Here is a 24729-nt window from a genome sequence, read left to right as displayed (position 1 = left end):
TTACTCGTTTTCCTGTTAAATTTTTTCCGGTTGCATGGTAGGCGGCGATTCTCGGAGTGCGCTATCCAGGCCCGATTGCAGCGGCACGTGGCTCACCACGTAGCGGTACTTGCCCGAAACTTCTGGCGGAATAGAGTCCACCAATCGTAGTTCGATCCGCACGTTGTTGCCGAGTCGAGCTTGAATTCCGCTCACGGCCTTGTCGCGAGACTGCTCGGTCCAATCAGGGTTTCGCACCACCAAAATCTCTACGTCCTGAATGCTGTGCTGGATGAATTTGAACTCGTCGATGCCCTCCGTTGCCCGCAGTACGTAGATTACCGCAAGCGCATGCATGATCGTGCCATCGGAGCGCACCACAAAATCTGTGGTGCGGCCCACTACCTCTCCAATCACGTGTAGCCCACGTCCGGCTTTGCAGGTGTCGTTCGCGTAGCGTACCACGTCGCCGGTGCGGTAACGGATAAAGGGCTGTGCGTGAGAACAGAGTCCGGTCATGACTGCTTCGCCGGATTCGCCGGGCGCGACCGGATTGCCTTGTGTATCGAGGACTTCGAGGATGATGCTTTCGCTCATCAATAGCATCTGGCCATCTGGGGTTTCGTGGGCGGTGAAACCAATGTCGCGGCTGCCGAATTCATTGGCGGCGGGAACGCCGAAAGTTTCTTCGATCAGTTTGCGCTGGTGCGGATAAAGCGGTTCGCCGGTGGTACATACCACCTTGAGCGAGGGCAACCTGAGCCTGGTGCTGCGTTCCCTCGCGTGTGCCGCCAGCAGAGCCAAGCTACTGGCGTAGCCGTAAATGCATTTAGGCTGGAACCGGCGAATGGCTTCGATGTAGGCATCCATATTGGCTGCCGACATGTCGAAAGCATTTAGCACCAGCTGGTTGAGCAGCCGATCCCGCAACGCTTTGATATGGCCGGTTTTGTTCAACTCGACCGGCGCGCCCCAGAGATAGACTTCTCGGTCACCCACCTCGACGCCCCACCAGCGCCGTGCGCGTATGCGCCCGGCGGCATCAGAGGCTTGGCGCAGGCGTCCATAGTGAAAGATCAGCGGCTGGCCGCTGGAACCGCCAGTATTGTATTTAAAGGCCCCGCCGGGAATGTCGCGCCAGACCAGTTGCTCGACGTTGCGAGTGGCGTCCTGCTTGGTCATGGTGGGTAAGCGGCGCAGTGCTTCCAGGGTGAGCGGCGCGTCGCTGCGCGGCTCCAGACCGGCGGCGTGAATGCGCTCGGCATGCCATGGGCTGTGTTGTTCCGCCGACTGGAGCAGTAGTTTGAGCTTGTGCATCTGTAATTGCTCGACCCCTGCGCGAGACAACCATTGGCTCTTTTCCAGCTCGTCCACGTAGCCGAAAGTAGGGCGCTGCATCAGCCGTTCATGCAGAGGAAACAGGGTATGCGCCACCAATTTGGTATAGAGACTGGCCATGTTTATTTTCCATCTTGGGTAACAGCCAACGTTGCCCCATCCAGTGCCATTTTGTACGCCAAAAAGAGCGCATCTCGTACGCTTCCCCATGCGAATCGGTGCGCGTGATCCAGACCATTTTTAACCATGCATTCTCGCAACGATTCATCACGCAATACGCGCAGCATAGCCTCGGCCATCCGCTCTGGATTACGCGGTGGCACCAGCAATGCGGTCTTTCCGTCTTCCACCAGAAACGGTATGCCCCCGACATCGGTGCTGACCACCGGCACACCGCTTGCCAATGCTTCCAAAATCGAGATTGGCATATTGTCTGCCAGACTGGGATTAAGAGCGATATCTGCCTCGCGATAAAGTACGGGCATACGTTCGTTATCTATTTGACCTGCAAACACTACAGCATCGGCCACGCCTAGTTCCTTTGCCATCGCTTCCAATTTCGCGCGTTCTGGGCCGGAACCAGCGATAGTCAAATGCGCGTCAGGAATGGCTTCACGCACAATGCGAAATGCTTTCAGCGCAGTGGTATTGTCGTACAGAGGTTCCAGATTACGCGCGACCACGATATGCGGTGCCGAAAGGTTTCGTTTGCGCGAATGGTTAGGGATGAAACGGCTTAAATTTACAATATTGGGCACTATGCGAGTGAGGAAATCTCGATTCGCGAATATTTTTTCCAGGAAACCGGAAGGCACGATGATTATATTGACTTGCCTCAGCGTCGGCTGTACCCAGGCAAATGCCTGAGTGAAGAAATCGTCGGCCTCGCCACCGCGGTAATTGACTAACACTGCTTTGCCCCGCAACTTCGCGACCCACACTGCTGGTGCCGCAAATAAGTGCCAGGACCAGCCGGAATTGGCCATGACGTGAAATAAATCGACTCTGCCTGCAGCGTGCCATAAATGGAATAAGTACGGCAGCAAGCGAAACACGGCACGCAGTCCTTTGATACGGCCGACACAGCGTGGCTGGTAAGGTGCATTCACGGGGACAAGCTCTACGTTGGCTCCTTCTTGCTTCAGTAGCGTAGCCAATTGCCATGTTTGGTTGGCCATTCCGCCCGAAGGTGGAGGCAGTGGCCCAACGAGAGCAATTTTTAAATCTTGAATTCGCATCCTGATTATTCCGCCATCTTGTCGGTTAAGCGTTTGTAAACGTCGCGATAGCGAGCTACGGATACTTTCCAGTTACGCTCAGTCTCGACAAAGCGCCGCCCGGCGGCTTTCATCGCCGGCCATCGCTCGGGCGTGTTAAGCAAATCGAGCACCTTGCTCGCTAGGTCTTGTGGAGACTCAGCTTTGAACAGCACGCCCGTTTCGCCATCACGAATTAGTTCTCTGTGACCGCCCACGCTGGAAGCCACAAACAAACGGCCCTGTGCCATCGCTTCCAGCGGTTTCAACGGCGTAACCAATTCCGTGAGACGGATTGAGTGGCGTGGATAAACGAGTACGTCCACTAGGTCGTAATAGCGGTTTACTTCGCTGTGTGGCACTCGACCGGTGAACACAACCTTATCGGCAATGCCGAGTTGGTGAGATTGCAGTTTCAGTGCTTCTTCTTGTGGCCCACCGCCCACCAACAAAACACGGATATCCGGCATTTGATCGAGCATGCGCGGTAATGCAGTTAGCAGCAAATCCAGTCCTTCATAGGCATAGAATGAGCCAATGAAGCCGATGATTCGGTAGCCTGCCAAACCTAATTGCTGTTTAAGTGCGTTATCCGGCGTGCTTTCAAAGGAAAATTTTTCAATATCCACGGCATTGGGGATGACGGTGACTTTTTGCGCTGAAATGCCACGCAACACGATATCGTTGCGCAAGCCTTCACAAATCGTGGTAATGGCATCCACGCGCTTTAAGGCATAGGTTTCAAGTGCACGAGTGAGGCGGTAACGCAGCCCTTGTTTTTTGCTGGTGCCATGATCCACCGCCGCATCTTCCCAGAATGCACGAACCTCATAGACCACTGGAATGCCCAAGCTACGGCCAACGCGTAAAGCAGCTATGGCATTCAGAGCAGGGGAGTGAGCATGCAAAATGTCTGGTTTAACAATTCTGGCTACTTTGTTAAGACGACGAGTAAGACTGTTAATAACGGAAATTTGGTTCAATAAAGGTATTTTCGTCATTTGGGCAATTGCATGGCGTGCACGGAAAAAATGCCAGCCATCGATAGTCTCTTCGCTTGTGCTACAGACTCCCTGTTTTGGGCTAGTCAGGTGAGTGGTTTCCCATCCTAAAGCACGTTGTTCCTTAAGAATAGAGAGAGTGCGAAAAGTATAGCCACTATGCAGTGGAATTGAGTGATCGAGGATGTGTAGGATGTGCATTGCTTTTTTAAATCGTTTGCGTATTTTAAATCGTGAATTTAAATTCAAAGCGCAGTAATTAATAGTGGCCAGGTATAGCGTACTTTTTTAAAGAGTATCTATCCGGATTCATAGTCTCAGTATTTTGTATATCATTCCATCAGGGCACGCGCGTCTTTAATTTGTCCGCGGTAAGCATCAAAAATTTTACGCAGAGCATCGGCCATTGAAATGACGGGCTCCCATCCCAATTCTTCGCAGGTATTGGTGATCTTGGGAACGCGGTTTTGCACGTCCTGATAGCCATTGCCGTAATAGGCTGCCGCAGTGGTTGTTACCAATTGCACCTTGCCTGCAGAATTGCGGTACTCCGGGTATTCCTCGGCCAGTTTCAGCATCATGGTAGCCAAGTCATGGATGGAATGGTTGTTGACCGGGTTGCCGATGTTGTAAATTTTGCCGGAGGCAATACCATCCTTGTTTGCAATGATCTTCATCAGTGCGGCTATACCATCGTCGATATAAGTGAAAGCGCGTTTCTGTTGCCCACCGTCTACCAGACTTATATTTTCGCCGCGCACGATGTGCCCGAAGAATTGTGTCAGCACGCGCGAACTTCCTTCTTTAGGCGTGTGGATGGAGTCCAGTCCAGAGCCGATCCAGTTGAATGGACGGAAGAGAGTAAAGTTTAATCCCTGTTCCATTCCATAGCCCCAAATTACGCGATCCATTAATTGTTTGGCACAAGAATAAATCCACCGCGGTTTATTGATCGGGCCGCAGATAAGCTCAGAATTTTCGGGGTCAAATTCCTCATCGTGACACATGCCATATACTTCAGAAGTGGAAGGAAATATTAGGTGTTTCTTGTATTTAACGGCTGCGCGCACGATGGGCAGGTTAGCTTCGAAATCCAGCTCAAATACACGCAACGGTTCCTTAACATAGGTGGAGGGCGTAGCAATTGCCACCAATGGCAAAATTACGTCGCATTTCTTTATATGATATTCCATCCATTCTTTGTTGATGGTGATGTCACCTTCAAAAAAGTGAAAGCGTGGCTGATCGAGCAAGTCAGTGATACGGTCAGCGTTCATATCCATGCCATACACATCCCAATCAGTGGTAGCAAGAATGCGATTGGACAAGTGGTGTCCGATGAAGCCGTTTACGCCAAGGATTAAAACCTTTTTCATTACAATTTCCTTAAATAGATGCACTGCAAAGTAGCATGCGTGTTATGAATTATTAATTAAACTAACTTAAGCGGGAAACATGAGCACAAATTTAGGTGCAATGAATACCATTGATTCCATTTTGTCGACGCCCAGCGACTTCGTCACCATGCTCCAGTAAACGCTTGAAACATGCATGCCGATAAATCCGGGTGCACGGGCAACTAATTATTTCCATTTTATTTTTGCCGTTATTAAAGTTTGTTTTGTGCTGGTCAGGTGAAACGTTTCCCAGTCCAGCGCGCGTTGCTCGCGCAGCATTGAGAGCCTGCGGGAGATGTAGCCGAAGTGGAGTCGAGTGATCAAGTACGTGCAGGATATGCATGATTAGGCTGTTGAAACTTTGGTTGAATCATCTCGCCGCACCCAAGTTACCAAACGTTCGGTGAGCTTCTTCAAAATGACTGCGGCAACAATGGCCAAGGCGATTGCAATCGTGCCGCTGAAAAGCTTTTGCTGGGGCAGGAGCCGCGCTAACCCGACAAGGAAAATGCCATGAACCAAAAAATATTCATAAACATAGCCGCGCGTAACGCTGGTCAACCTGGTATCGGAGGTTTGCCATGCCAGCGCCAGCGCAAGCAACGCGATACTGAAAGCCGCATAGAAAGATTGTGGCCAAAGAAAGGCTGCACATAACAGGCTGGAGATTATTGCGAGCATCACGGCGGGACGCGGGCAAGTTTGGGCTATGAGACCTGCCACGCAGAACGTTAGTACATGGCGGCTAAGCGCAACCTCGCTGCGTGTTGCAAGCAGGGCAAGGGTGATGATGGCGACAAAGACAAGTATCAGTCGCGGTGCGCCGAGCCACTTGCCGACAAACGCAATGACATAGCAAAGCAAAATGAGTGAGATAAACCAGGACACGACATTGATAAGCTCCCAACCATGAGTGAAGTAACCCGTGCCTGCTATTTGAGACAAGAAAAGCCACCCATCAATGCGTTTCGTACCGGCCGCCCAAGTGAGCAGGAAGGCTGCAATTGTCGTGATCCAGTAGGCTGGATAGATCTGCCATAAGCGCTTTTGCAGCCAGCCGATGGCAGGTGGCGCTCCGCCGGAGAAAGCGAGATAGCCGCTCAGAGCGCAGAACAATCCCACACCCACCTGTCCCAGATTCACATTTGCCCAAGTGGTTTGTTCATAATAGCCGGCGACTGCCATTCCGTGCTGCAATGTAACCAAAACCATCGCGAAAAGGCGCAGGTAATCGAACGATGCAAACCGCGGTATGCCGTTTCCAGAATGTGGCTTCTGCTCTGTTCGTTTAGCTTGGTCTGACGTGTTGCAATGCATCAACTAACGCTCCAGCTGTTCTTTTGCGCCACAATTCCGGCGCAGGAATGCCTCGAACATCAGTAGCGTCCAAAGCGGGGTACTGTAATCGCGTAGTCCGGCTTGATGATGGTCGACCAGTTCACGGAGGTAATCCGCATTAAAGTAGCCAGTGGCAGCCAGCGTGGGGCCTAGCACTGCCTGCCGGACTTTTTCTTTCAGGGGGCCGCGGAACCAGCTTGCAAGCGGTACCGCGAAACCCATTTTCTTGCGGTATAAAATTTCATTTGGTAGGTGCGACTCCATCGCTTTCTTGAATATATACTTGCCTTCTCCTCCCTGAAGCTTCAGCGATGCGGGTAAGCGCGAGGCCCACTCCACCAATTTGTGGTCAAGCAGAGGTTCGCGTACTTCGAGCGCGTGCGCCATGCTGGCACGGTCAACCTTGGTGAGAATGTCGCCTACGAGATAGGTCTTGATGTCGAGGTATTGCACTCGTGCCAAGGGTTCCTGGGCAGGCGAGTGTGCATCGTGGCGATACATAACTTCCACTGCGCGGTAGCCTCTCAGCTCCTGGCTAAATTCCGGACTGAATAGGCGTGCACGCATTGCATCGCTCAAGAGCGAAATGCTATGAAAATAACCTTCTACCGAATCGCGCGCTATGCCTTCGAGCGTGGATTTGGCACGAAAAATTTTAGGTGCCCAGTCTGCTTTGGGATAGAGCTTGCCCAGCAGGCCAAATACGGGGCGACGCACAGCAGATGGAATGAAGCTACGCATGCGTTCTTCGTTAAGATGCCAGCGATAACGTCGGTAGCCAGCGAAACTTTCGTCGCCACCGTCACCGGAAAGCGCGACAGTGACGTTTTTTCGCGCCAGTTGGCATACGCGGTACGTGGGGATGGCGGAGCTGTCTGCGTAAGGTTCATCATAGAGTGCAGCTAACTTATCAATGAGATCGAAATCATCGGCATCAACTTGTTCTACTCGATGATTAGTGTGATAGCGCGTTGCGACTTTCGCTGCGTATTCGGATTCATTGAATGCCGGATCACCGAATGAAATAGAACAGGTATTTACCGGTTCGGTGGACAATTCGGCCATCATGGCTACCACGGCGCTGGAATCTACGCCACCAGAGAGGAACGCCCCGAGCGGTACTTCTGAGACCAAGCGGATTTTCACAGATTCGCGTAGCAGGGGTATGAGTTCTTCTTGTGCTTCGGCTTGCGTCATTGGAGTAAGGGGCTGGAATGGTACGTCCCAATATTCTCGCGGCTGCGGAATTGGCTGACCGCGCTTCACGGTGAGAGTATGTGCGGGCGACAGCTTAAAGGCTTGTTGGTAAATAGTGCGTGGTTCGGGAATATAGCCGTAGGCGAAATACTCCTCAATTGCGCGCGGATCAATGTCGCGTCGCAAAGCTGGATGGGCGGTCAAGACCTTGAGCTCGGAACCGAAGATAAGCTGACCGTCGTCGAGTAGTGCATAGTAGAGCGGTTTCACACCGAGACGATCGCGTGCCAGAAAAAATGTTTCTTTATTGCGATCCCATAATCCGAACGCGAACATGCCGCGGAAACGTTCAACGCAGGCTTCACCCCATTGCTCCCAAGCATGCACGATGACTTCAGTATCGCAGCGGGTGCGGAAAGTATGACCCAGAGCTTGCAGTTCGGGGATCAAATCGACGAAGTTGTAAATTTCGCCATTAAATACCACCACCACGCTACCGTCTTCGTTGAACAGGGGTTGGTGACCGGAGGAGAGGTCTATGATCGAGAGCCGCTTGTGCGCCATTGCCATTCCTGGCTCAGCGTGCAAGCCGCTTTCATCTGGACCGCGATGATGCTGAGTCTGATTCATGCGCGCAAGTAGTGCCTGGTCAATGGGGCGCTTGGCTTGCGTATCAAATATGCCAGCTATGCCACACATGGTTTTGTTTTCATTTTTATTATGTTGTCTGTCTCTATTTTAAATTACCCAGCACTGTGTCATATACGCCCAGGTATCCGCGTACCATAGCTGACATCGAAAAGTGTGCCTCGATTTTGGCCCGCCCCGCCGCGCCATGTGTGCGGGTAAGTGCACTATCTTGATAATACATTAGCAAGGCATGTGCCATTGCCTTCGGGTCGGCACATGGCACCAACGTCCCAGTGATGCCCGCATCTACCAGTTCGCTGTTGCCCCCGACGGCGGTTGCAATTACTGGCAAACCGCATGCCATTGCTTCTAAAATAGTATTGGATACACCTTCGCCCAGCGAGGATAAGCAGAATACGTCGAATTGGTGCATCAAATCCGCTATGTCGTCTCGGCTGCCCGGTAGCCAGGCGAGATGTTCGGCATTGGACTGCTTGAGCAAGGCCAGGCAAGCCATGCGCGCCACGCCTTCGCCTAGGATAACCAGCCGCGCGCGTGCATGGAGCTCAGGTTTAAGTTCGAGCATGCGCAGAAATGCACGCACCAAATTTGGATAGTCTTTTACCTCCGCCATGCGTCCCACGGCGCCGATCACAAATCCATCCGGAGGGCAAAATCCCGGCGGGCCGAAGTTAATTCTTGGTGCAGTGAACGGTGTGAATTTTACACTATCGACACCGTTGTAAATTTGGGTAGCGATTGCCGGATTGACCCGCACGGTATCGATTAACCAGCGTTCAAGATCCTTACTCACTGGAATGTAATGCTTTACCAGCGGCCGGATTGCTTGCCTCAGCAAATTGTATTTACGATTCTTGCCCTGCAAGTCGAACATGTCACGCCCATGCTCGCCATGTACTCTGTTGCTGATGCCCGCGGCAGCGGCAACAACTTGTCCTTCTAAGGCCGCGAGGTTGCGGGTATGCACAATGGCCGGCTTGAGCCGCCGCAGCTCACGAAACAATCGACCATACAGGCCAACATCATTGCCGGCGCGCTTGTTGAGGGCTACCAATTCAACGGGTTGATTCAGGCGCTGACGAAATTCGCTGTATCCGGTCAGGCATACGATGGCGTGGCGATAGCGTTCTGGGGGCATATGATTGATCAAATTCACGATGCCATTTTCCATGCCGCCCACGCCAAAATGATGAATGACGTGCACAATCAGCGGTGGACTATTAGCGTGCATGTGTTTCGCGCTCTGCTACTTCATTAAGACTGGCGTCAATTGCCGGCAGCATATCGTTGGCAAAAGATTGCAGTGATACTGCCGCTGATTCCGGTGTACCTTCATAGGGGGCAGTAATAATGATCACTGCACCATCGTCACGCTGCCCAAGTAGTTTGGCCTTTGCCAAAAGCAACTTCGCCAGATACGGGTTAATAGTATATGTGCCTCCCAAGCTATTCCAACTCCAGATTAACAACCGGTTATTGGAGGCACGTAATAATGTTTGCTGGATCGTCCCATTCTTGCCACGGAGAGAAATTTTGCGCTGTGTTTCACCCACATTGCTCCATACTGGATGTTTTTGTTTGATCATGTAGTTTTGGGAATTGATTAATTCCGCATCTTGGCGCTGAGTCCGGTAATAACCGAGGTACACGCTGATGACCTTATCTTCCTTGCGATAAGTGTGCATGACTTGCGCATTCGTACCAACATAGTGCGGCTGCCAATCCGTAAGTGGCGTAGATTGTAAATTCCAGCCTTGATTTGATTCAGGCAGTTTAATTGTGAGTCCATCGGTTTTGATTGGACGGTTGTTCAAATAAGCTGCGTAAGCAGGCCACAAGGCTGCAATCAGAATGGTGATAACACCCGCCATGGCAAATCCTCGGTTCGTGATCGTCCCACGAGCCGTATTAACCACAATCCTGTTTTTTTGTTGTTGATGATCTGATTGATCTTCCCGCCAGAAAGCACCGACCCAGAATAGCAACGTCATAACGATTCCGAAAAAGACCCAGCCGTAGATGTAATGGTCAACTCCCAATGCTAGTTTCATATTGCTTAAGTGGGCGATCATCACGATCATATAAGCACGCATACCATTGGCAAAAATGGGGACGATCAATGACAGTGCGGCAAAAATGAGCCTGCGTTTATTACTGCGATAGGTGAGATAGCCATATAAGGTGCCTAGCGTGAAAGATGCGATCAGGTAGCGTAAACCGCTACAACCTTCTACGACGGACCATTGGCCACTGGGTATCGTGAAGAATGTTCCTTCGCGGTAAACCGGAATGCCTGTTGTTTGCAGTGCGGTCACTACAAAATCGGCAGTGAAATCCATTAGCGGGGGAATCAGAAATTCCCCGAAAGGAACGTCAAAAAACAGGAATCCGAGGGGAAAAGTTATCGCGCGGGCCACCTGCAGCCCCAGCATAGTCCAGACCGTCACCGGGATCATTGCTACCAAACATAACTGAGCGACAACCTGAACACTTCCGGCATCGGCAAGCAGCCAGCCAAGGCCTAATCCTGCCATGGCCAACAAACCGCGGTAATCCGGGCATGGGGCTATCTCGGCAAGTGATTTGCGTTTCATCCATATGAGATAGGCACTAATCGGAAAAATAAAAAAACCGTGGGTAAAGGTCTCGGATCGCAGCCAGATAGCGACGGTAGATAATACGGTTTGCTGATAAATGACTAGAATTGTGGCAATGACCGCAAGTGTGAGGATAGCCATAAAACGCCATTGCAATTCTGGCTGCCCGGTTTGGCTGTCGATGCTGGACGGAGTTAGCGCTTCGGGTGTTGTGCCAGTCATCGTTGCTCATCCTTGAAAGTAATCAAGTGTGGGATTTCTTGTGGTATCCAGGGATTTTTGTCTGGTTTACAGGATTTAGGCGCAGTTATCGGCGCTTCATCTAGCAATGCCTTGACATGCGCAAGGCTGCGTCCCCATTCATAATCAGCCAGAATCCGGGCGCGTGCGGTTTCGCCATAATGTTCTTCGGCTTTACTTGCGAGCATCGATATAATAATGCGGCTAAACTCCTGGCTGCTGCTGGCAATATGCAGCTCTTTACCTGATGTCGCCAGAATGCCTTCTGCTGCCTGAGGAGATGCGATAACAATCTTGGCCATGGCCATGGCTTCCAGAACTTTGTTTTGTAAGCCTCTGGCGATGCGTAAGGGTGCCACCGCTAGTTGGGCATGGGCGAGATAGGGTCTGACATCCGCTACGGCGCCTGTTACCAAGACTCCAGGCAGTTGGGCGAGTTCCTGCACGGCGGCGGTTGGGCGAGATCCTACGATATAAAAGCGTGCATGGGGGTGATTAGCAAGCACAACGGGAAAGATTTCCTGGGCGAACCAGCGTACCGCATCCACATTCGGCCAATAGTCCATGGCGCCGGTAAACACAATGGCCGCCATGTTTGGCTGATATGGATCAGGATATTCTCGGCTAGGCGAAAAATAGTCACTATCTACACCATTATTGAAGAATCCAGTTTTCTCAGCGCTCTCCGGTGCCAGTTGTTTAAAAAGATCGGCCTCAGCTTCCGAAACGAACAGCGATGCATCATACGTGCACGCTATTTGCCGTTCGTAGCGGAGCAACAAGCGAGCTTCGCGTTGATATAGCCAACTCATGGGCCATGGCTTTCTTTTTGCGTATTGACGCCATTTGTCGGAGTCTATGTCGACGAAATCGATGATGCAACGCGCTTGTTGAATGCCTGTTACATATTGTGTCATGGCGGAAGAAAATATTAGAACGCGCTTAATTGCCTGCGTCTTTATTACTTTTCTTACCCACTCCTGTAAATCGTTGTTGCGGTAATAATTAAGAGTTAGAGGACGATTCATCATGAGTGCACCCAAACTTCGCAGACGCGCCGTGCGGGGATTTAAAGATGCAAAATGGGTGTCTTCGCACAATTGCCTTACTGTATTTACGTATTGCCAATCGTCTGGATCATCGATAAAGGTGCCGAGATGAACATGGTAGTGTCGGGCTAAATATTTTAGTAAATGGTAGGAACGTATTTTGTCACCCTTGTTGGGTGGGTAGGGGATGCGGTGGGTAAGATAAAGCAAATGATCCATTGGCCTTATCCCAAGTTTTTTACGATGTGCGGTCCGAGCCAGTTGGCTACTGGCAGGGGTAGTTTTTGCCATATTTTGATGAACAACTGGTATTTTGGATTCAATGGATTGGTGTCAGGCACGGTTTTCGCCCGGAGCAATTGATATTCGTAATGCAGCGGCTGCGGCTCAAACCCCCAATTTTTCTTGAAATCGAATGGGCCGGTGCCGCGCTTGCTGCGTCCATAGTCGAAGACCTTAATACCGCGCTCGCAAGCGCGTCGCATCAGCTCCCAGTATTTAAAATCATTTGCCGCAAAATCGCGAGCTTCCACGGTGTCGCCCGCGTAGTAGGGTAACACTTCATCGCGGAAATAAAAGCTCAGTACGCTGCTTAAAATAAGCCCATCCTTAACTACTGACAGTACTTCGCAGTCGCTGCCGAATATTTCTTTAAGTAGTACGAAATAGCGTTTTGGCAATGCGGGAGTGCCATGACGGTGTACATTGTCCGCGAACACGGAAAAAAACCGCTCTACACTTTCGTCAATCTCGCTAGCGAGACCATTTTTAATGCCCTTTCTAACCATCGCCCGCTGTTTGCGGGGGATGGCGAGCATGTTTGCTTCCACGTCCGGCTCGATGACCTTGCGAAAAGAGACATAGAGACTCTTACTTGGCCAGTCAGTGTGGAAGGGCAAAATATTGCGATATTCCAGGAAGTCCACCGCTAGTTTCGCAGCCAGCATTTGAGCTGCATCATCCAGTGCCATCCGCGCTGGCTCTGTACTTGCGATGATACCGCCGTAAACGCAAAACGGTAGTGAAGATAATGAATGTCCAAATAATCTGCTGTTAATCTCTGCCAGCGGCAGGATGCCTTGAATGGTCCCATTTTCTTCAGCCAGCAGGAAGTGAGTATGGTGCCCAAAGGCGCGTTCTATTACTTCTTTCCAGCCAGCACGATGAAAAAATGTGGCGGCAGGACAGGCGTAAACGAATTCGTCCCAGCGTGCGGCATCATTTGATGTCATCACACGTACCTGCATTGGGGATGCGACCGCTGAAAATTCCTTCACGCGCCTGCTTTCATGAATATGCGGTCCATGCGGTCCCAGTGAAAGTCCTGCAACAACGATTGGATGCGGGACTCCATACGTTTCAGATTGACGTAATGGCGAAAGCGTGTTTTCGTCGAGATACTAACTTGACGCGGTTGGTCTGGATCAAGTTCCCACGGGTGAAAATAAAAAATACAGGGTTCCCCGTCTTGCTGATTGACACGGCGTATGAGCCAGCGAGACGCTTGATAGGGTAATAGTCTGAAATAGCCTCCACCTGCCGCTGGCAGATTTCGGCCCAGCAATACTGCAGTGGTGGGGGGGAGTTCCAGCATGCCGTCTGTGCCACGCGGGTAGTGGGCAAAGCGAGGTGCCTCGGGCATGCCGTAATGATCGTGTCGAATCGGATATATGCTGGAGCTATATTGATAGCCAGCTTCCTGTAGTAAATCAAGCGCCCACAGGTTATCAGCGCCGATGGAAAAGCTCGGGGCGCGATAACCAATTACCGGGCTACCTGAGAGGTCTTCCAGTATTTTTTTGGCGCGAGAGATATCTTCGTTGAATTCATTGCGGCTCAGCTCGCTAACGCGCTGGTGACCATAACCATGACTAGCAAGCTCATGTCCATTGTCTACGATGCGACGCACAACGGTAGGATAGCGCTCAGCGATCCAGCCTAATGTGAAAAAAGTTGCATGCGCATTCCCTTCATCCAGCAAGGCTAGCGCGATATCAATATTGCGTTCTACCCGGCACAGCAGACTTCCCCATTGCTCGCGCGGGATGGTGGAGGCGAAGGCCGAGACTTGGAAGTAATCTTCCACATCGATAGTCATCGCATTACGTATTAGCGCTGTGGTCATCAGATTTTTTTCCGGTAAAAATCCATATTTGAGAACATTTGTTGCGCACATTGCTTGTTTAAACCGCTTCATTTTCATCTAAGCGCATTGCGAGAAAAGTGTCGTACTTACATATTCGCCATACGAGTTGCTATGAAACACTTGCAAGCAGACTATTTGGGTAATATATGCTCGCAAGCTTTCTCCGCACTTTTTATTTTGGCGCACTCAATATTTGTCAAGGCTTCAATAATTATTTGCTTTGTAAACCGTTTTTCAGCCAATCGAGAATTTCCGCTGCAATGCGTGTTGAGGCTTGCCCATCCCAGAACTCAGGGATTCTGCCTGTTTTTCCGCCGGTAAGCATGATTTCGTCAAATATCGTTAGTATCTTTTCTGAATCCAGGCCGGCGATAGTGTTGGTACCCTCATCCACTGTGATTGGCCTTTCCGTATTATTTCTGAGTGTAATGCAGGGTATGCCAAGGGCCGTGGTTTCTTCTTGAATACCGCCTGAGTCAGTCAATACAACTCGTGCATCCTTCATGAGCCCCAGCATTTCCAGATAACCCATTGGAGGCAGTTGCAGCACCGTAGGAACATCCAGTATTTTGTTCAATCCAAATTTTTGAATCATGTCACGAGTGCGTGGATGCATCGGAAAAATAATGGGTAATTTGGTACTAATCTTGAGAGTGGTTTGAAGCAACGAGCGCAGGGTGTCAGGATCATCCACATTGGAAGGCCGGTGTGCGGTGAGGATGGCATACCCGTCATGGCCAACCAGAAATTCTTCCTTGTTGGCATTCTGTAGAATTTTAGATATCGGGACTGCTTTTTCCAGGTTGTGATGTAAGGTGTCGATCATGACATTGCCGACAAATCGAATGCGATATTCGGCTATTCCCTCGCGCAACAGGTTTTCGCGACCACTGCGTTCAGTGATGAAAAGGAGTTCAGATATCTGGTCGGTCAAAACCCGGTTGATTTCTTCCGGCATAGCGCGGTCGAAACTGCGCAGACCAGCCTCAACGTGAATCACGGGAACCCCTTTTTTTACTGCCACGAGCGCGCACGCTAGAGTGGAATTCACATCACCGACTACCAGCACTGCGGAAGGGTGCTTTTTGTTCAGAACTGATTCGAAGCGGAGCATCACATTGGCCGTTTGTGCTGTGTGGCTTCCCGAGCCAACATCCAAATTAATATCGGGCTGCGGTATGCCAAGCGCTTCGAAATATTGATGGTTCATGGCTACGTCATAATGTTGACCGGTATGGACCAGGGATACATCGAGTTCTGGTCCAAGAGCGTCAAAGGCCGCCATGATAGGAGCCATTTTCATGAAATTAGGACGCGCGCCTACAACACATAGAATGCTATGAGGTCCGAGGGCAGGTGGTTTAATGATTTGCATTAACTATTATTTACAATATGAGTTTTTCAAAATGATTTTTGTGAGGTGTGCAGCACGCTGTTGCATTCTTTGAGCTTTGTTAAACTTGTTGAACACGTTTGTTGATTTCAGATTATGTTCTGCTCTGACAAATACCTGATTTGCTTATCCTGCAATTCCCGGGCCCGCTTTGGATTCCATTCAACTTGCCAGTGCACTCTCATGTAAGTTGATTTATGTACTTCAATCTCATTCGCAAAGTGAATTCGCTCCTCATTGAATAGTCACAATATTGATGTGGCCATTTACTTTGTAAGGTTATTGATGTTGGAGTTGGAGCGAGAAAGAATCCGTTTAAGCAGATCCAGAACTGAGATGACTGAGTTTTCCATCTTGAAAAGTCTTTCGTCCATATTTTCCAAACTCCCCTGAGCATTTTCTTTCTGTCCGATTTGCGGGACGTCGGATGAATTTCGTGCGGCGGCCTCTGATATAGGGAAAGCAAGTTCCTGTTGAATATCACCTAATACTTCCGTTACATCAGAGCTTCTGAAATTGTGACGTTCTTCGAGATAACCCATTAGAAAAAGGCGATCACAAAGCGTATTTATTTTGCGCGGAATTCCTCCAGTAAAATTATAGATTTCAAAGAAAGCATCTTCGCTCAAGGAAGGATCTCCATTCCAGCCAACGGTATGCAGCCGGTGTTCGATGTAGTCTTTTGTTTCCAGGGCGTCTAATGGTCCCAAGTGGTAGGTCGCAATTACCCTTTGTTGCAATTGTTGCATGTCGCGCCTAAGAAGTGTTTTCCTGAATTCAGGCTGTCCTAGCAGGAAGATTTGCAGTAATGATTTGTCAGCTGTTTGAAAATTGGACAGCATCCTTAACTCTTCCACTGCTTGGTGGGAAAGATTCTGTGCTTCATCCACTATCAGTAGCGCGCGCTTTCCTTTTTGATCGCATTGTCGAAGAAATTGCTCAAGTCTGGTTAGTAAGGAGGCTTTGGAGTCGTCTTCGTAGGGGAGTCCGAATGCTGCGACTACCATTCTTAATGTGTCATCTGCATCAAGGTTGGTGTTGACGATTTGTGCTGCTTGAATTTTTTCCGATTCAAGTTTACAAAAAAGGCTGCGCACCAAGGTGGTTTTGCCTGCACCGACGTCACCGGTGATGACGATAAAGCCGTCCCCTTGAGACAGGCCATATTCCAGATAGGCCATGGCACGCTTATGACCTCTGCTGCCAAAAAAGAACTGTGGGTCAGGTTTTAATTGAAACGGTTTGGCACTTAGTCCATAGTAAGATTCATACATTTATTTGATGCTCCAGCTAGAAACGCATATTCAGGGATGCAATGATGGCATTTTCGCGATATTCACCGATATTTTGGTTAGAGGTTCGCTCGACATGTCGAAAATTTAGTGCGCCATTGAGCTTGGTCCGTATTTGTTGTGTTAAACCGATCCTGAAAGTCTTGGTTTCGTCCTCATTGCCCGTGGCGAGTATATTGGATTTAATATACACGGCGCCGATATTGGCGCTGGTTCGTGGAGAAACTTTCCAGCTCCAAAGAGCATTGCCGCCAATTTGTTTTGTAGTGCTATTCAGTGCAAGGTTGTTCGTCCCAAACAAAATACTATTTGCATCTCCTGATGTTTGTGGTTCACTCAAACTATTGAAAATGCTAAGCACGAGTGTGTTTTTCGCGCCACTTAAAGCGACGGTTGCCTGCAAGCGTTTTTGCAGAAAAAATCGATTTGTGAGGAAGTTGATGGGATCAAAAATGGAGGCTGAAAGTCCATTATCTCTGATGAAGGCATCGACTGTTTGCTGCCGCATTACGGGGTCGGGGATGTTGGACGTCCAAAGCTGGTTCAGGAAGTTTGCCGTATCGGTCGTGGCGGGAATCAGAAATTGATCACGGGCGGTTGTGATATTCTGATTGGCGCTTAGGCTCCAAGCTGATCTGCGAGTGCGATGGCTGGCCGTCAGTGTGTAGGTAGTGCCAAAAAAAGCTTTACCAGTATTGGCAGTGATATTAGTTCTTTCGGCGGGTGTCCAAATGAAACCAGCTGTCCAGAAAGATCCAGCCGATTTTCCGGTTGTTGATGTATAGCTGAATTTTTGGTATCCGCTTGTTCCAGTCAGGCTGAATTTTGATGAAACTCGGTAACGAAGATTACCCGTATATTGTTCATTTTCTACGGATGTGTTTAAACCGCCTATGGATGTGCCTAAACCGTCTATTTTTTGTTTACTATAATTTAAACCCCAGCCTAGCTTTCTGAAAGCAGAACCACTGGTAAGGCTTAACAGGACGCTATCTGATTGGCTTGTAGATAGCCCACCTACGTCAGTGTAGACTGCATTATGTGTGTAGCGCGCTTGAGTTGAAGCAAAATTGGAGAAGTTGTGACGTATATAGGGGCTAATGCTATAGGTTTTTACATTGGTTCGGTTGTTTGTGATATTTTCATTATTGGTTGTCAGTGGGCCCAAGAGAGAAATGTTTTGTTGACTTATTGAAGCACTGCTGTCGAGAAAAAAAAAGTTTTTAATTAGCTCCGCGTTTTCTCTTGCGGTTAGCTGATGCAAAGTTCTATTTTGGTTGCTTTCATTTGCATAAAAAAGATTTTGCATTGTATAGTTTACGTTGACTTTCAAGCGCGCCCCGGTTCCAGATAATGATATTCCCGGATTAATTTGGGTGATGAAATCGCTTTTTTCATTTCCTCGTTCAGCTAGTGTCACATTGTCGGTATAAGTTTCTAGTAAACTTAGGTTGGGCACTATTTTCCAGTCAGCAGCGGTGGAATAGGCAGGCCACATCAATAGGATAGTGGTAACTGTTTGTACTATCCTAGGGTAAATCTTGTGAAATACATTATTCCCACCCACTTCAGTCATAATAGCCGTAACCATAGTTGGTTCCGCCTGGGAATGCCCTTGCCTTATTGTAGACTAAATTAATGTTACTGTTTGTTTCGATCTGACGAAGTGCCTCTTTGACTGCATGCTGAGTAGTTGTTTCGGCTTCTACCACCATGACAATTTGACCCATCTGGCTGGCTAGAACACGTGCCTCAGTTGTGGGAAGCAAGGGGGGGGAATCAAATATGACAATGCGGTCTGGATATCGGTTTGAAATTTCATTTAATAAGCTGCTCATCGCCTGGCTTGCCAACAGTTCTGTGGCGTGTCTGTGACTTGTTCCAGCAGGTAAAATTCTGAGAGTATCGACGTTAGTATTAATCATGACTTCTGCTAAATCGAGTTTTTCGTCGAGAAGAATATCCATCAACCCGACAGCTGACTTCAATCCTAATGTGCGGAGAACCGATGGACGAGCTACGTCTGCATCTATCAGCAGAACCGTATGGTCCATTTCTGTCGCAATGCTCATGGCCAAATTAATGGCGCAGAATGTTTTTCCCTCTTTGGGTAACGAGCTAGTTACCATAATCAAATTTCCGTGGTGTATCGCGCCAGCCCCTTTAATGAAAGCATTCTGGATCAAAGAGCGCTTTATTCCTCTAAACTCCTGTGCGGCTAAAGTTTTCCCTTGATCCGGTGTGATCATTCCCAATTGATGCAATTTAGTAAGATTGATTTCAACATGCGCAATTATTGGCCTATCTAAATTGCGGGCATTGTGTTCATTAATTATTTTTGAACTTTGTTCATTTGGCTGGGCCGACTCTATTTTTGGTGCGGGCGTTATCTCACCTTTATTCTGCTCGAATCTGTTTGCTGCTTTTTCAATAATGCTCACATAATCTCCCAACGGTATTTGATCGGGCTGCTTTATCCGCTCTTTGATTTGGGTTTATTAATTTAACAAACGCCTAGCCTTAATGCCGCCTATATATTAATTGCTCTTAGCATTGCAGTTTTAAATTTAAAGAGATTTCCTCAAAATTATAGTTTAAGGAATAAAAACACCATTACCACGCTATATAGAGCAACCAGCAGAGAGATAGAGAGACCAAAAGCATAAAGGCTCCTTTTCCGCTTGATTATTTCATTGGCAGTCCAATTCATGGTCACGGTACCTAGTATCGGTAAACCAATTGATTCCCGTAGACTATTTTGACTTAAAAAAGTAGGTCTGATTTGGCTCATTAAGAGCGCACTTCCTATTCCACCCAGCAGGGCACCAACAAAAACTAAACTAAATAACATTAACCGGTTCGGTCCTGAAGGAACAAGTGGAACTGTAGGTGGATCTATGACCTTGAATGTCAGCATATCTGAAGTGGCACTCAATTCCCCTGACAGCTTTGCAGATTCTCGGCGTCCTATGAGACTTTCATAATTTGATTTGTTGATCTGATAATCACGGTTGAGTTGAGAAAACTGTTCTGCTACCTGGGGTTTCGCAATAGTCAGTGTTTTTAATTGAGCACTGCGTGAAGAATACTCTTCTACTCGAGCCTTCATTGCTGCGACCCTGGCTTCAGCCTCTGATAAAGAAACATTAAGTTGTTGCAGCATTGGGCTGTAACTCTTACCTCGATCTCGATCAATGACGGGTTTTTTAAGTTTAGCCTCTTCCACCTTGCGCTCTTCAAGTTTTGTAATCAGGCGCTTGATTGAAATAACATCTGGATGGCGTTCTGTAAAGCGTAGTCGCAAGGCATCCATGTCATTAGTTAATGCCTGGATGCGAGCGTCAATTTCCGGGTTAACGATAGTTGAGGGAGCTTGTCCTGCCGTCAGGTCTTCAGGAGGTACACCATCTTCAATTTGATTTTTGATGGCATTGCGCGCTTGCTCTGCTTCACGTAGCCCCAATTTCGCTTCGTTCAGACTATCCGAAACTGCTTGCAGTTGTGATCCATAATCACCGTCCTTGGGCAATAGGCCACTATTTTTTATTTGGAACTCCGTGACAGCTTTTTCCGCAATGACCAATCTATCCTCATAATTTTTGATTTGCTCCTCGATAAATTTAATTGCTTTTTCGGAGTCTTGTTTCTGATTACCAAAGCTGCCTTCAACAAAGATGGTTAAAAAGGACTGAACTACATCTTTCGCCATTTTTGGATTTTGGTGGTTATAAGAAATAACATAGAGGTCAGCACTATTACTTCCGTTGATCTTGATCTGCCCCATCATATTACTGACTAGCCGCTCATGATCCTTGGCATCTATTGCTTTGATATCCAAATCCACCATTCTCATAACTCGTTCTACGTTTGGACGGCTAAGAAGAGTACGGCTCATGATTGAAACTTGTTGTTCCATGTTAGGAACAGTTGTCATACCTGCCAGTAATGGCTTTAAGATAGTTCGGGTATCCACGAAAACTCTTGCGGAAGCCTCGTAATTGTTAGGTAAAGAATATACCTTGAACCCTCCAACCAAGACAATGATCCATGCAATAACCACCGCGTACCATCGGTATTTCCATATTCCCTTTAGGTAGGAAAGTAGCAGGGCTATTAATTCCTCCATCTTGTCAAGTTCTCCATAATGGTGCAGGTATCAATTTTTATGCAGCAGCACTCCGCGATTACATAGTGGAGTAGCCATTTTATTAGGGAAATGTATTGAAAAATTAGGTGTGTGACACTTGATCTTTTAAATCATGTCCATAAGTTTAATAAAAAAGTATAAATCAGAAAAAACTTTCAGGAATTACTAAAATATCCCCTGGGCGTACTGGTATGTTGGCTGAAATGTCACCATCTTGAATTAAATCATCCAACCGGACTGCAACATACTGTGCTTTTCCATCAATGTTGCGAATAATGCTGGCCTTGTTGCCTGCGGCAAAATTTGTGATGCCGCCTACGGCTATCATGACATCCATGAGTGACATACCTTTGTTATAGTGAAGAGCTTGGGGTTTACCAGCTTCTCCTATGACACGAATTTGTTCTGTATATGGTCCAATGAAACCAGTCACAATAACCGTTACAACCGGATCTTGAATGAATGTAGCCAGTGCCTTCTCAATGTCACGAGCCAAATGTGTTGATGTCTTTCCCATGGCGGGCAGATCTTCTACCAGAGGGGTGGTAATTTTTCCATCTGGGCGAACTGGAACTGACATGGAGACCTCTGGATTGTGCCAGACTATGATATTAACGTTGTCACCCGGACCAATTATATAGTCATGTGAGGGAGGCTCGTCTGAGGGAGAAAGAGTTATACGTTTAGTGTTAGCGCAACCTCCAAGGGCTAATGCCGAAAATACTATAACAAAACAAACTAGCCATTTCATGATATTGGTATGTAGAGTATTCATCTGAATTTCCTTAAATTTGCGATCATTATGATGATGGTAGGTTTGTTAAGCGCATGTCTCACCCCCGTCATGATTATTAGATGAAGTCGTAATTTCGTTGCTAGACTTTCAATTATAAATATGCTGAGTTTTTACTAAACTAATGATAGATCATCGGATAAAGCATGAAAAACTTTAGTACAGCTCTGACTTATTATCTTCGCTAACTTTGGGTTTCGGCTTCCTTCTTTATCAGAAAAGATATTAACTTTATGAGAAAAAGTATTGAAAACGGTATCGCTATGGAATATTCATACTGTTAAATCACTTTCAGTTTTATGCAAAGTCGTCCTTTATTCAGTAACTCCCTCTTCGAAAGAAATAAGGACTTGCCAAGTATCGCTTTTAATTCAATTCGAAGAGGTGGTTATTATGAATAATATCGATCTAAACTGTTATATATTTTAGCATAACATTGGAAAATCGTTTGGAAAGGCGATTGAATATCCTTGTGGCGTGCAGGTAAAGTGTCCCAGCTTGAGATATATGATATTCAATTTAACTTAGCCTCTAGGCGTGAAGAAACGATCTGGATGAAAGTACTATGGAAGATAGAGTTTGAAGACATCCATGTTGGAGGGCGAGCAGCTGGAAAGGTAGTCACAGCGACTAAAAATAGGAAAAATTAAAATGAAGAGAATTTAAGTGCTAAAAACCGGACAAATCTATTTTGTTGCTAATAGGCTAGCATTTGAAGGGATTGCTGTCATTTAGCTCATTCATATACTGGCTGATGTTTCCTGTCTCACGCTTTAAGAAATCTTCTACTGCTCGTGAGAATTGCGGATGCGCCAGCCAATGCGCCGACCAAGTTGTGATCGGCAGAAATCCTCTGGCAAGTTTATGTTCTCCTTGGGCACCGCCTTCAAAGGTGGCGATTTTATGTTCGATGCAAAATTCAATGGCTTGGTAGTAGCAAGTTTCGAAGTGCAGACCAGGATGATATTCCAGCGTACCCCATGAGCGCCCGTAAAGAACATCACGGTTGAATAAGTTGAGTGCGCTGGCAATCTGCTTTCCACTGCGCGATGCGATAATCAGCAGAATGTTTTCAGGCATGGCCGCGCCGATGCGTTTGAAAAAATTCAGATTCAATGATGGTGGGGAGTTGTACTGACTATGGGTATGGGTATAGCACTGAAAGAAAAAATCCCATTGGGCTTCAGAGATATTTTCTCCGCGGATGCGTTTGAAGTAAATGCTGGCTTCTTTCACCTTGCGCCGCTCATGTTTGATTTTTTTGCGCTTGTCTTGACGCAGGCTGGACAGATAAGCATCGAAATCGGCATATCCAGGATTTTGCCAGTGAAACTGCACTCCGCGACGCAACATCATTCCTTCCTGTTGCATTTCCAACGCCTGGTTTTCGTCGGGGAATAGGCAATGGAGGGAGGATACGCCTGACTCCTGCGCCATTTGCAGAGCGGAACGAATTAGCTGTATTCGTACTTCGGAGGTTGCTGCCAGAAGCCTTGCCCCGGTAATAGGCGTAAAAGGTATGGCACACAATAATTTTGGGTAATAGTTCAGCCCATGTTGCTGATAAGCCTCGGCCCATGCCCAATCAAAAACGAATTCACCATAGGAGTGGTGCTTGCGATAAATCGGCATGGCGCCAGCAAGAAGGTTGTCTTGCCAGACCGTGAGAAATTGCGCTTCCCAGCCGGTATGCGGGGTGGTGCAGCCACTTTCTTGTAGTGCCCGTAAGAAGGCATGGGAAAGAAACGGGTTGTTCCCCGCGAGAGCGTTCCATTGCGCCTCGGAAATATCCGCTATGGATTCGATTATTTTTATGCTCATGGTGCTTCAAGGATGTTGGGAGCGCGTTGCCACACTAGGGTTCGGTTGTTGCTAGGCATGGTCACATCCCTCAGTAGAAACAGTCCATGCGCCTCGGCGAGCCGATTGATAGCTTCAAAATCCCGCACACCGCTGTTGCTGTCGCGTGATTTGAGCCATGCATCGAAACGCGCATTGCTTTCGGAGGTAAACTTTCCCTTATAGTTATAGGGTCCATACAGGCACAGAATGCCACCTGCACTTAAAACACGTGCTATGCCTGCAAACATTCGTTCAACTTCTGGCCAAGAAATGATATGTACCGTGTTGGCATTAAACACTGTATCTACAATTTCGATAGGCCATGGGCCATCGTTCACGTCGATGGTCACAGGTGGAAGCACATTGGGTAGTTTCGACTCGTTCAGCCAGGTCAAGATGCCTTCATGGTTTTGCGCTAATTCGCTGGTTTGCCAGGTCAAGTGAGGGAGCGCACGCCCGAAATAGACGGCATGCTGGCCGGTCCCACTGGCTATTTCCAATACACGCCGTTGATTGGGAAGCGTTTCTCGTAGGATTTCAAGTATAGGAGCTTGGTTTTGTTCGCATGATTCAGAGTAAGGTTTCATAGGAGGGCGGCAGCATTTAATACATGATGCATGTTAACTTTTTTCAAACTTATCTTTAAATATCTTTTTTGAAAATATGGCCGCTGATAGGGTGATAAATCAGGAAGCCAGCAAAATTAAGTTATTCAGCCAAAGTATTTTTTTCAGTTTCGGCGATAAGCTCGAGCACATAACGGATCATGCCAAGCGCAAGTTCGTGTTCGCTCATAAATATTTTTCCTGCATGCTCTTTTTGGAGTAGCGCCGCATCTTCATCGCTATGGGTGCGCACGACTGTCTCGACGCTTGGGTTGAGCATACGCGCGATTTCGATTATTCGTCGTACAGGAAACGAATCCGGAGTAGCGATCACTAATATATGGGCCCGCGCAATATGCGCCTGAATGAGTATGGCCGGGTCAGAAGAGTTACCGGAGACGGCCAACATGCCGCGTTTACGTAATTCCTCGACCAGTTCGCGATTTTGTTCGGCTACAACGAATGGTA

Annotated in this window: 20 protein-coding genes; all 20 read right to left on the bottom strand. The window is 48.0% G+C overall.

Annotated features, from left to right (window positions below):
- Positions 1 to 15: 15 nt before the first annotated feature.
- The gene (locus MKZ32_RS10960) at positions 16 to 1437 is read right to left on the bottom strand and encodes a phenylacetate--CoA ligase family protein (RefSeq protein ID WP_239797297.1); all 1422 of its coding nucleotides are present in this window, start codon (positions 1435 to 1437) and stop codon (positions 16 to 18) included.
- Positions 1438 to 1439: 2 nt separating this feature from the next.
- Complete coding sequence (locus MKZ32_RS10955; protein ID WP_239797296.1) at positions 1440 to 2555, bottom strand: glycosyltransferase family 4 protein; 1116 nt, start codon at positions 2553 to 2555, stop codon at positions 1440 to 1442.
- A 5-nt stretch (positions 2556 to 2560) separates the two neighbouring features.
- The gene (locus MKZ32_RS10950; protein ID WP_239797295.1) at positions 2561 to 3775 is read right to left on the bottom strand and encodes a TIGR04063 family PEP-CTERM/XrtA system glycosyltransferase; all 1215 of its coding nucleotides are present in this window, start codon (positions 3773 to 3775) and stop codon (positions 2561 to 2563) included.
- A 131-nt stretch (positions 3776 to 3906) separates the two neighbouring features.
- Positions 3907 to 4950: a bifunctional UDP-4-keto-pentose/UDP-xylose synthase gene (locus tag MKZ32_RS10945; protein ID WP_239797294.1), complete on the bottom strand. Its 1044-nt coding sequence runs from the start codon at positions 4948 to 4950 to the stop codon at positions 3907 to 3909.
- A 366-nt stretch (positions 4951 to 5316) separates the two neighbouring features.
- Positions 5317 to 6288, bottom strand: coding sequence for an acyltransferase family protein (locus MKZ32_RS10940; RefSeq protein ID WP_239798142.1), 972 nt, complete (start codon positions 6286 to 6288; stop codon positions 5317 to 5319).
- Positions 6289 to 6291: 3 nt separating this feature from the next.
- On the bottom strand, positions 6292 to 8205 hold the full coding sequence (locus MKZ32_RS10935; protein ID WP_239797293.1) for an XrtA/PEP-CTERM system amidotransferase: 1914 nt from the start codon (positions 8203 to 8205) through the stop codon (positions 6292 to 6294).
- 34 nt (positions 8206 to 8239) lie between these two features.
- On the bottom strand, positions 8240 to 9388 hold the full coding sequence (locus MKZ32_RS10930; RefSeq protein ID WP_239797292.1) for a TIGR03088 family PEP-CTERM/XrtA system glycosyltransferase: 1149 nt from the start codon (positions 9386 to 9388) through the stop codon (positions 8240 to 8242).
- Entirely contained in the window at positions 9378 to 10976 is a 1599-nt protein-coding gene (gene xrtA, locus MKZ32_RS10925) for an exosortase A (protein ID WP_239797291.1), read from the bottom strand. Before xrtA ends, MKZ32_RS10930 begins: the two co-directional genes overlap by 11 nt.
- The gene (locus tag MKZ32_RS10920) at positions 10973 to 12262 is read right to left on the bottom strand and encodes a TIGR03087 family PEP-CTERM/XrtA system glycosyltransferase (RefSeq protein WP_239797290.1); all 1290 of its coding nucleotides are present in this window, start codon (positions 12260 to 12262) and stop codon (positions 10973 to 10975) included. Before MKZ32_RS10920 ends, xrtA begins: the two co-directional genes overlap by 4 nt.
- Before the next feature lie 5 nt (positions 12263 to 12267).
- Positions 12268 to 13320: a FemAB family XrtA/PEP-CTERM system-associated protein gene (locus tag MKZ32_RS10915; protein WP_420887730.1), complete on the bottom strand. Its 1053-nt coding sequence runs from the start codon at positions 13318 to 13320 to the stop codon at positions 12268 to 12270.
- Positions 13317 to 14168, bottom strand: a complete 852-nt coding sequence (locus MKZ32_RS10910) for an XrtA system polysaccharide deacetylase (protein WP_239797289.1) — start codon at positions 14166 to 14168, stop codon at positions 13317 to 13319. The genes MKZ32_RS10915 and MKZ32_RS10910 overlap by 4 nt, the downstream gene beginning before the upstream one ends.
- 232 nt (positions 14169 to 14400) lie before the next feature.
- On the bottom strand, positions 14401 to 15564 hold the full coding sequence (gene wecB / locus MKZ32_RS10905) for a non-hydrolyzing UDP-N-acetylglucosamine 2-epimerase (RefSeq protein WP_275584291.1): 1164 nt from the start codon (positions 15562 to 15564) through the stop codon (positions 14401 to 14403).
- A gap of 284 nt (positions 15565 to 15848) precedes the next feature.
- Positions 15849 to 16856 carry an XrtA/PEP-CTERM system-associated ATPase gene (locus tag MKZ32_RS10900; RefSeq protein ID WP_239797287.1) on the bottom strand — a complete coding sequence of 336 codons (1008 nt, stop codon included), beginning with the start codon at positions 16854 to 16856 and terminating at the stop codon, positions 15849 to 15851.
- Between the two features lie 16 nt (positions 16857 to 16872).
- Positions 16873 to 18465: a TIGR03016 family PEP-CTERM system-associated outer membrane protein gene (locus MKZ32_RS10895; RefSeq protein ID WP_239797286.1), complete on the bottom strand. Its 1593-nt coding sequence runs from the start codon at positions 18463 to 18465 to the stop codon at positions 16873 to 16875.
- On the bottom strand, positions 18443 to 19315 hold the full coding sequence (locus MKZ32_RS10890) for an XrtA-associated tyrosine autokinase (RefSeq protein ID WP_239797285.1): 873 nt from the start codon (positions 19313 to 19315) through the stop codon (positions 18443 to 18445). Before MKZ32_RS10890 ends, MKZ32_RS10895 begins: the two co-directional genes overlap by 23 nt.
- A 146-nt stretch (positions 19316 to 19461) precedes the next feature.
- Complete coding sequence (locus tag MKZ32_RS10885) at positions 19462 to 21000, bottom strand: XrtA system polysaccharide chain length determinant (RefSeq protein ID WP_239797284.1); 1539 nt, start codon at positions 20998 to 21000, stop codon at positions 19462 to 19464.
- Positions 21001 to 21163: 163 nt separating this feature from the next.
- A complete protein-coding gene (locus tag MKZ32_RS10880) occupies positions 21164 to 21796 on the bottom strand; it encodes an XrtA/PEP-CTERM system exopolysaccharide export protein (protein WP_239797283.1) in 633 nt (210 codons plus the stop codon).
- A gap of 723 nt (positions 21797 to 22519) precedes the next feature.
- On the bottom strand, positions 22520 to 23635 hold the full coding sequence (locus MKZ32_RS10875) for a GNAT family N-acetyltransferase (RefSeq protein WP_239797282.1): 1116 nt from the start codon (positions 23633 to 23635) through the stop codon (positions 22520 to 22522).
- The gene (locus MKZ32_RS10870) at positions 23632 to 24243 is read right to left on the bottom strand and encodes a DUF938 domain-containing protein (protein WP_239797281.1); all 612 of its coding nucleotides are present in this window, start codon (positions 24241 to 24243) and stop codon (positions 23632 to 23634) included. Before MKZ32_RS10870 ends, MKZ32_RS10875 begins: the two co-directional genes overlap by 4 nt.
- A gap of 121 nt (positions 24244 to 24364) precedes the next feature.
- Positions 24365 to 24697 (bottom strand): NAD-binding protein, encoded by a 333-nt coding sequence (locus tag MKZ32_RS10865; RefSeq protein ID WP_239798140.1) that lies wholly within the window; start codon positions 24695 to 24697, stop codon positions 24365 to 24367.
- Between the last annotated feature and the right edge of the window lie 32 nt (positions 24698 to 24729).

This window comes from Candidatus Nitrotoga arctica (assembly GCF_918378365.1).
GTDB classification, from domain to species: Bacteria; Pseudomonadota; Gammaproteobacteria; order Burkholderiales; family Gallionellaceae; genus Nitrotoga; species Nitrotoga arctica.
Note: the sequence above shows the minus strand (reverse complement) of the source record. Positions and strands in the feature narration are given on the sequence as shown.

Coding starts and splice junctions, on each gene's coding strand:
- MKZ32_RS10895 (WP_239797286.1), bottom strand. CDS start 18,465: ATGGTTACGGCTATTATGACTGAAGTGGGTGGGAATAATGTATTTCAC.
- MKZ32_RS10870 (WP_239797281.1), bottom strand. CDS start 24,243: ATGAAACCTTACTCTGAATCATGCGAACAAAACCAAGCTCCTATACTT.
- xrtA (WP_239797291.1), bottom strand. CDS start 10,976: ATGACTGGCACAACACCCGAAGCGCTAACTCCGTCCAGCATCGACAGC.
- MKZ32_RS10960 (WP_239797297.1), bottom strand. CDS start 1,437: ATGGCCAGTCTCTATACCAAATTGGTGGCGCATACCCTGTTTCCTCTG.
- MKZ32_RS10940 (WP_239798142.1), bottom strand. CDS start 6,288: ATGCATTGCAACACGTCAGACCAAGCTAAACGAACAGAGCAGAAGCCA.
- MKZ32_RS10930 (WP_239797292.1), bottom strand. CDS start 9,388: ATGCACGCTAATAGTCCACCGCTGATTGTGCACGTCATTCATCATTTT.
- MKZ32_RS10885 (WP_239797284.1), bottom strand. CDS start 21,000: ATGGAGGAATTAATAGCCCTGCTACTTTCCTACCTAAAGGGAATATGG.
- MKZ32_RS10880 (WP_239797283.1), bottom strand. CDS start 21,796: ATGAATACTCTACATACCAATATCATGAAATGGCTAGTTTGTTTTGTT.
- MKZ32_RS10935 (WP_239797293.1), bottom strand. CDS start 8,205: ATGTGTGGCATAGCTGGCATATTTGATACGCAAGCCAAGCGCCCCATT.
- MKZ32_RS10950 (WP_239797295.1), bottom strand. CDS start 3,775: ATGCACATCCTACACATCCTCGATCACTCAATTCCACTGCATAGTGGC.
- MKZ32_RS10955 (WP_239797296.1), bottom strand. CDS start 2,555: ATGCGAATTCAAGATTTAAAAATTGCTCTCGTTGGGCCACTGCCTCCA.
- MKZ32_RS10900 (WP_239797287.1), bottom strand. CDS start 16,856: ATGTATGAATCTTACTATGGACTAAGTGCCAAACCGTTTCAATTAAAA.
- MKZ32_RS10875 (WP_239797282.1), bottom strand. CDS start 23,635: ATGAGCATAAAAATAATCGAATCCATAGCGGATATTTCCGAGGCGCAA.
- MKZ32_RS10920 (WP_239797290.1), bottom strand. CDS start 12,262: ATGGATCATTTGCTTTATCTTACCCACCGCATCCCCTACCCACCCAAC.
- MKZ32_RS10945 (WP_239797294.1), bottom strand. CDS start 4,950: ATGAAAAAGGTTTTAATCCTTGGCGTAAACGGCTTCATCGGACACCAC.
- MKZ32_RS10910 (WP_239797289.1), bottom strand. CDS start 14,168: ATGACCACAGCGCTAATACGTAATGCGATGACTATCGATGTGGAAGAT.
- wecB (WP_275584291.1), bottom strand. CDS start 15,564: ATGCAAATCATTAAACCACCTGCCCTCGGACCTCATAGCATTCTATGT.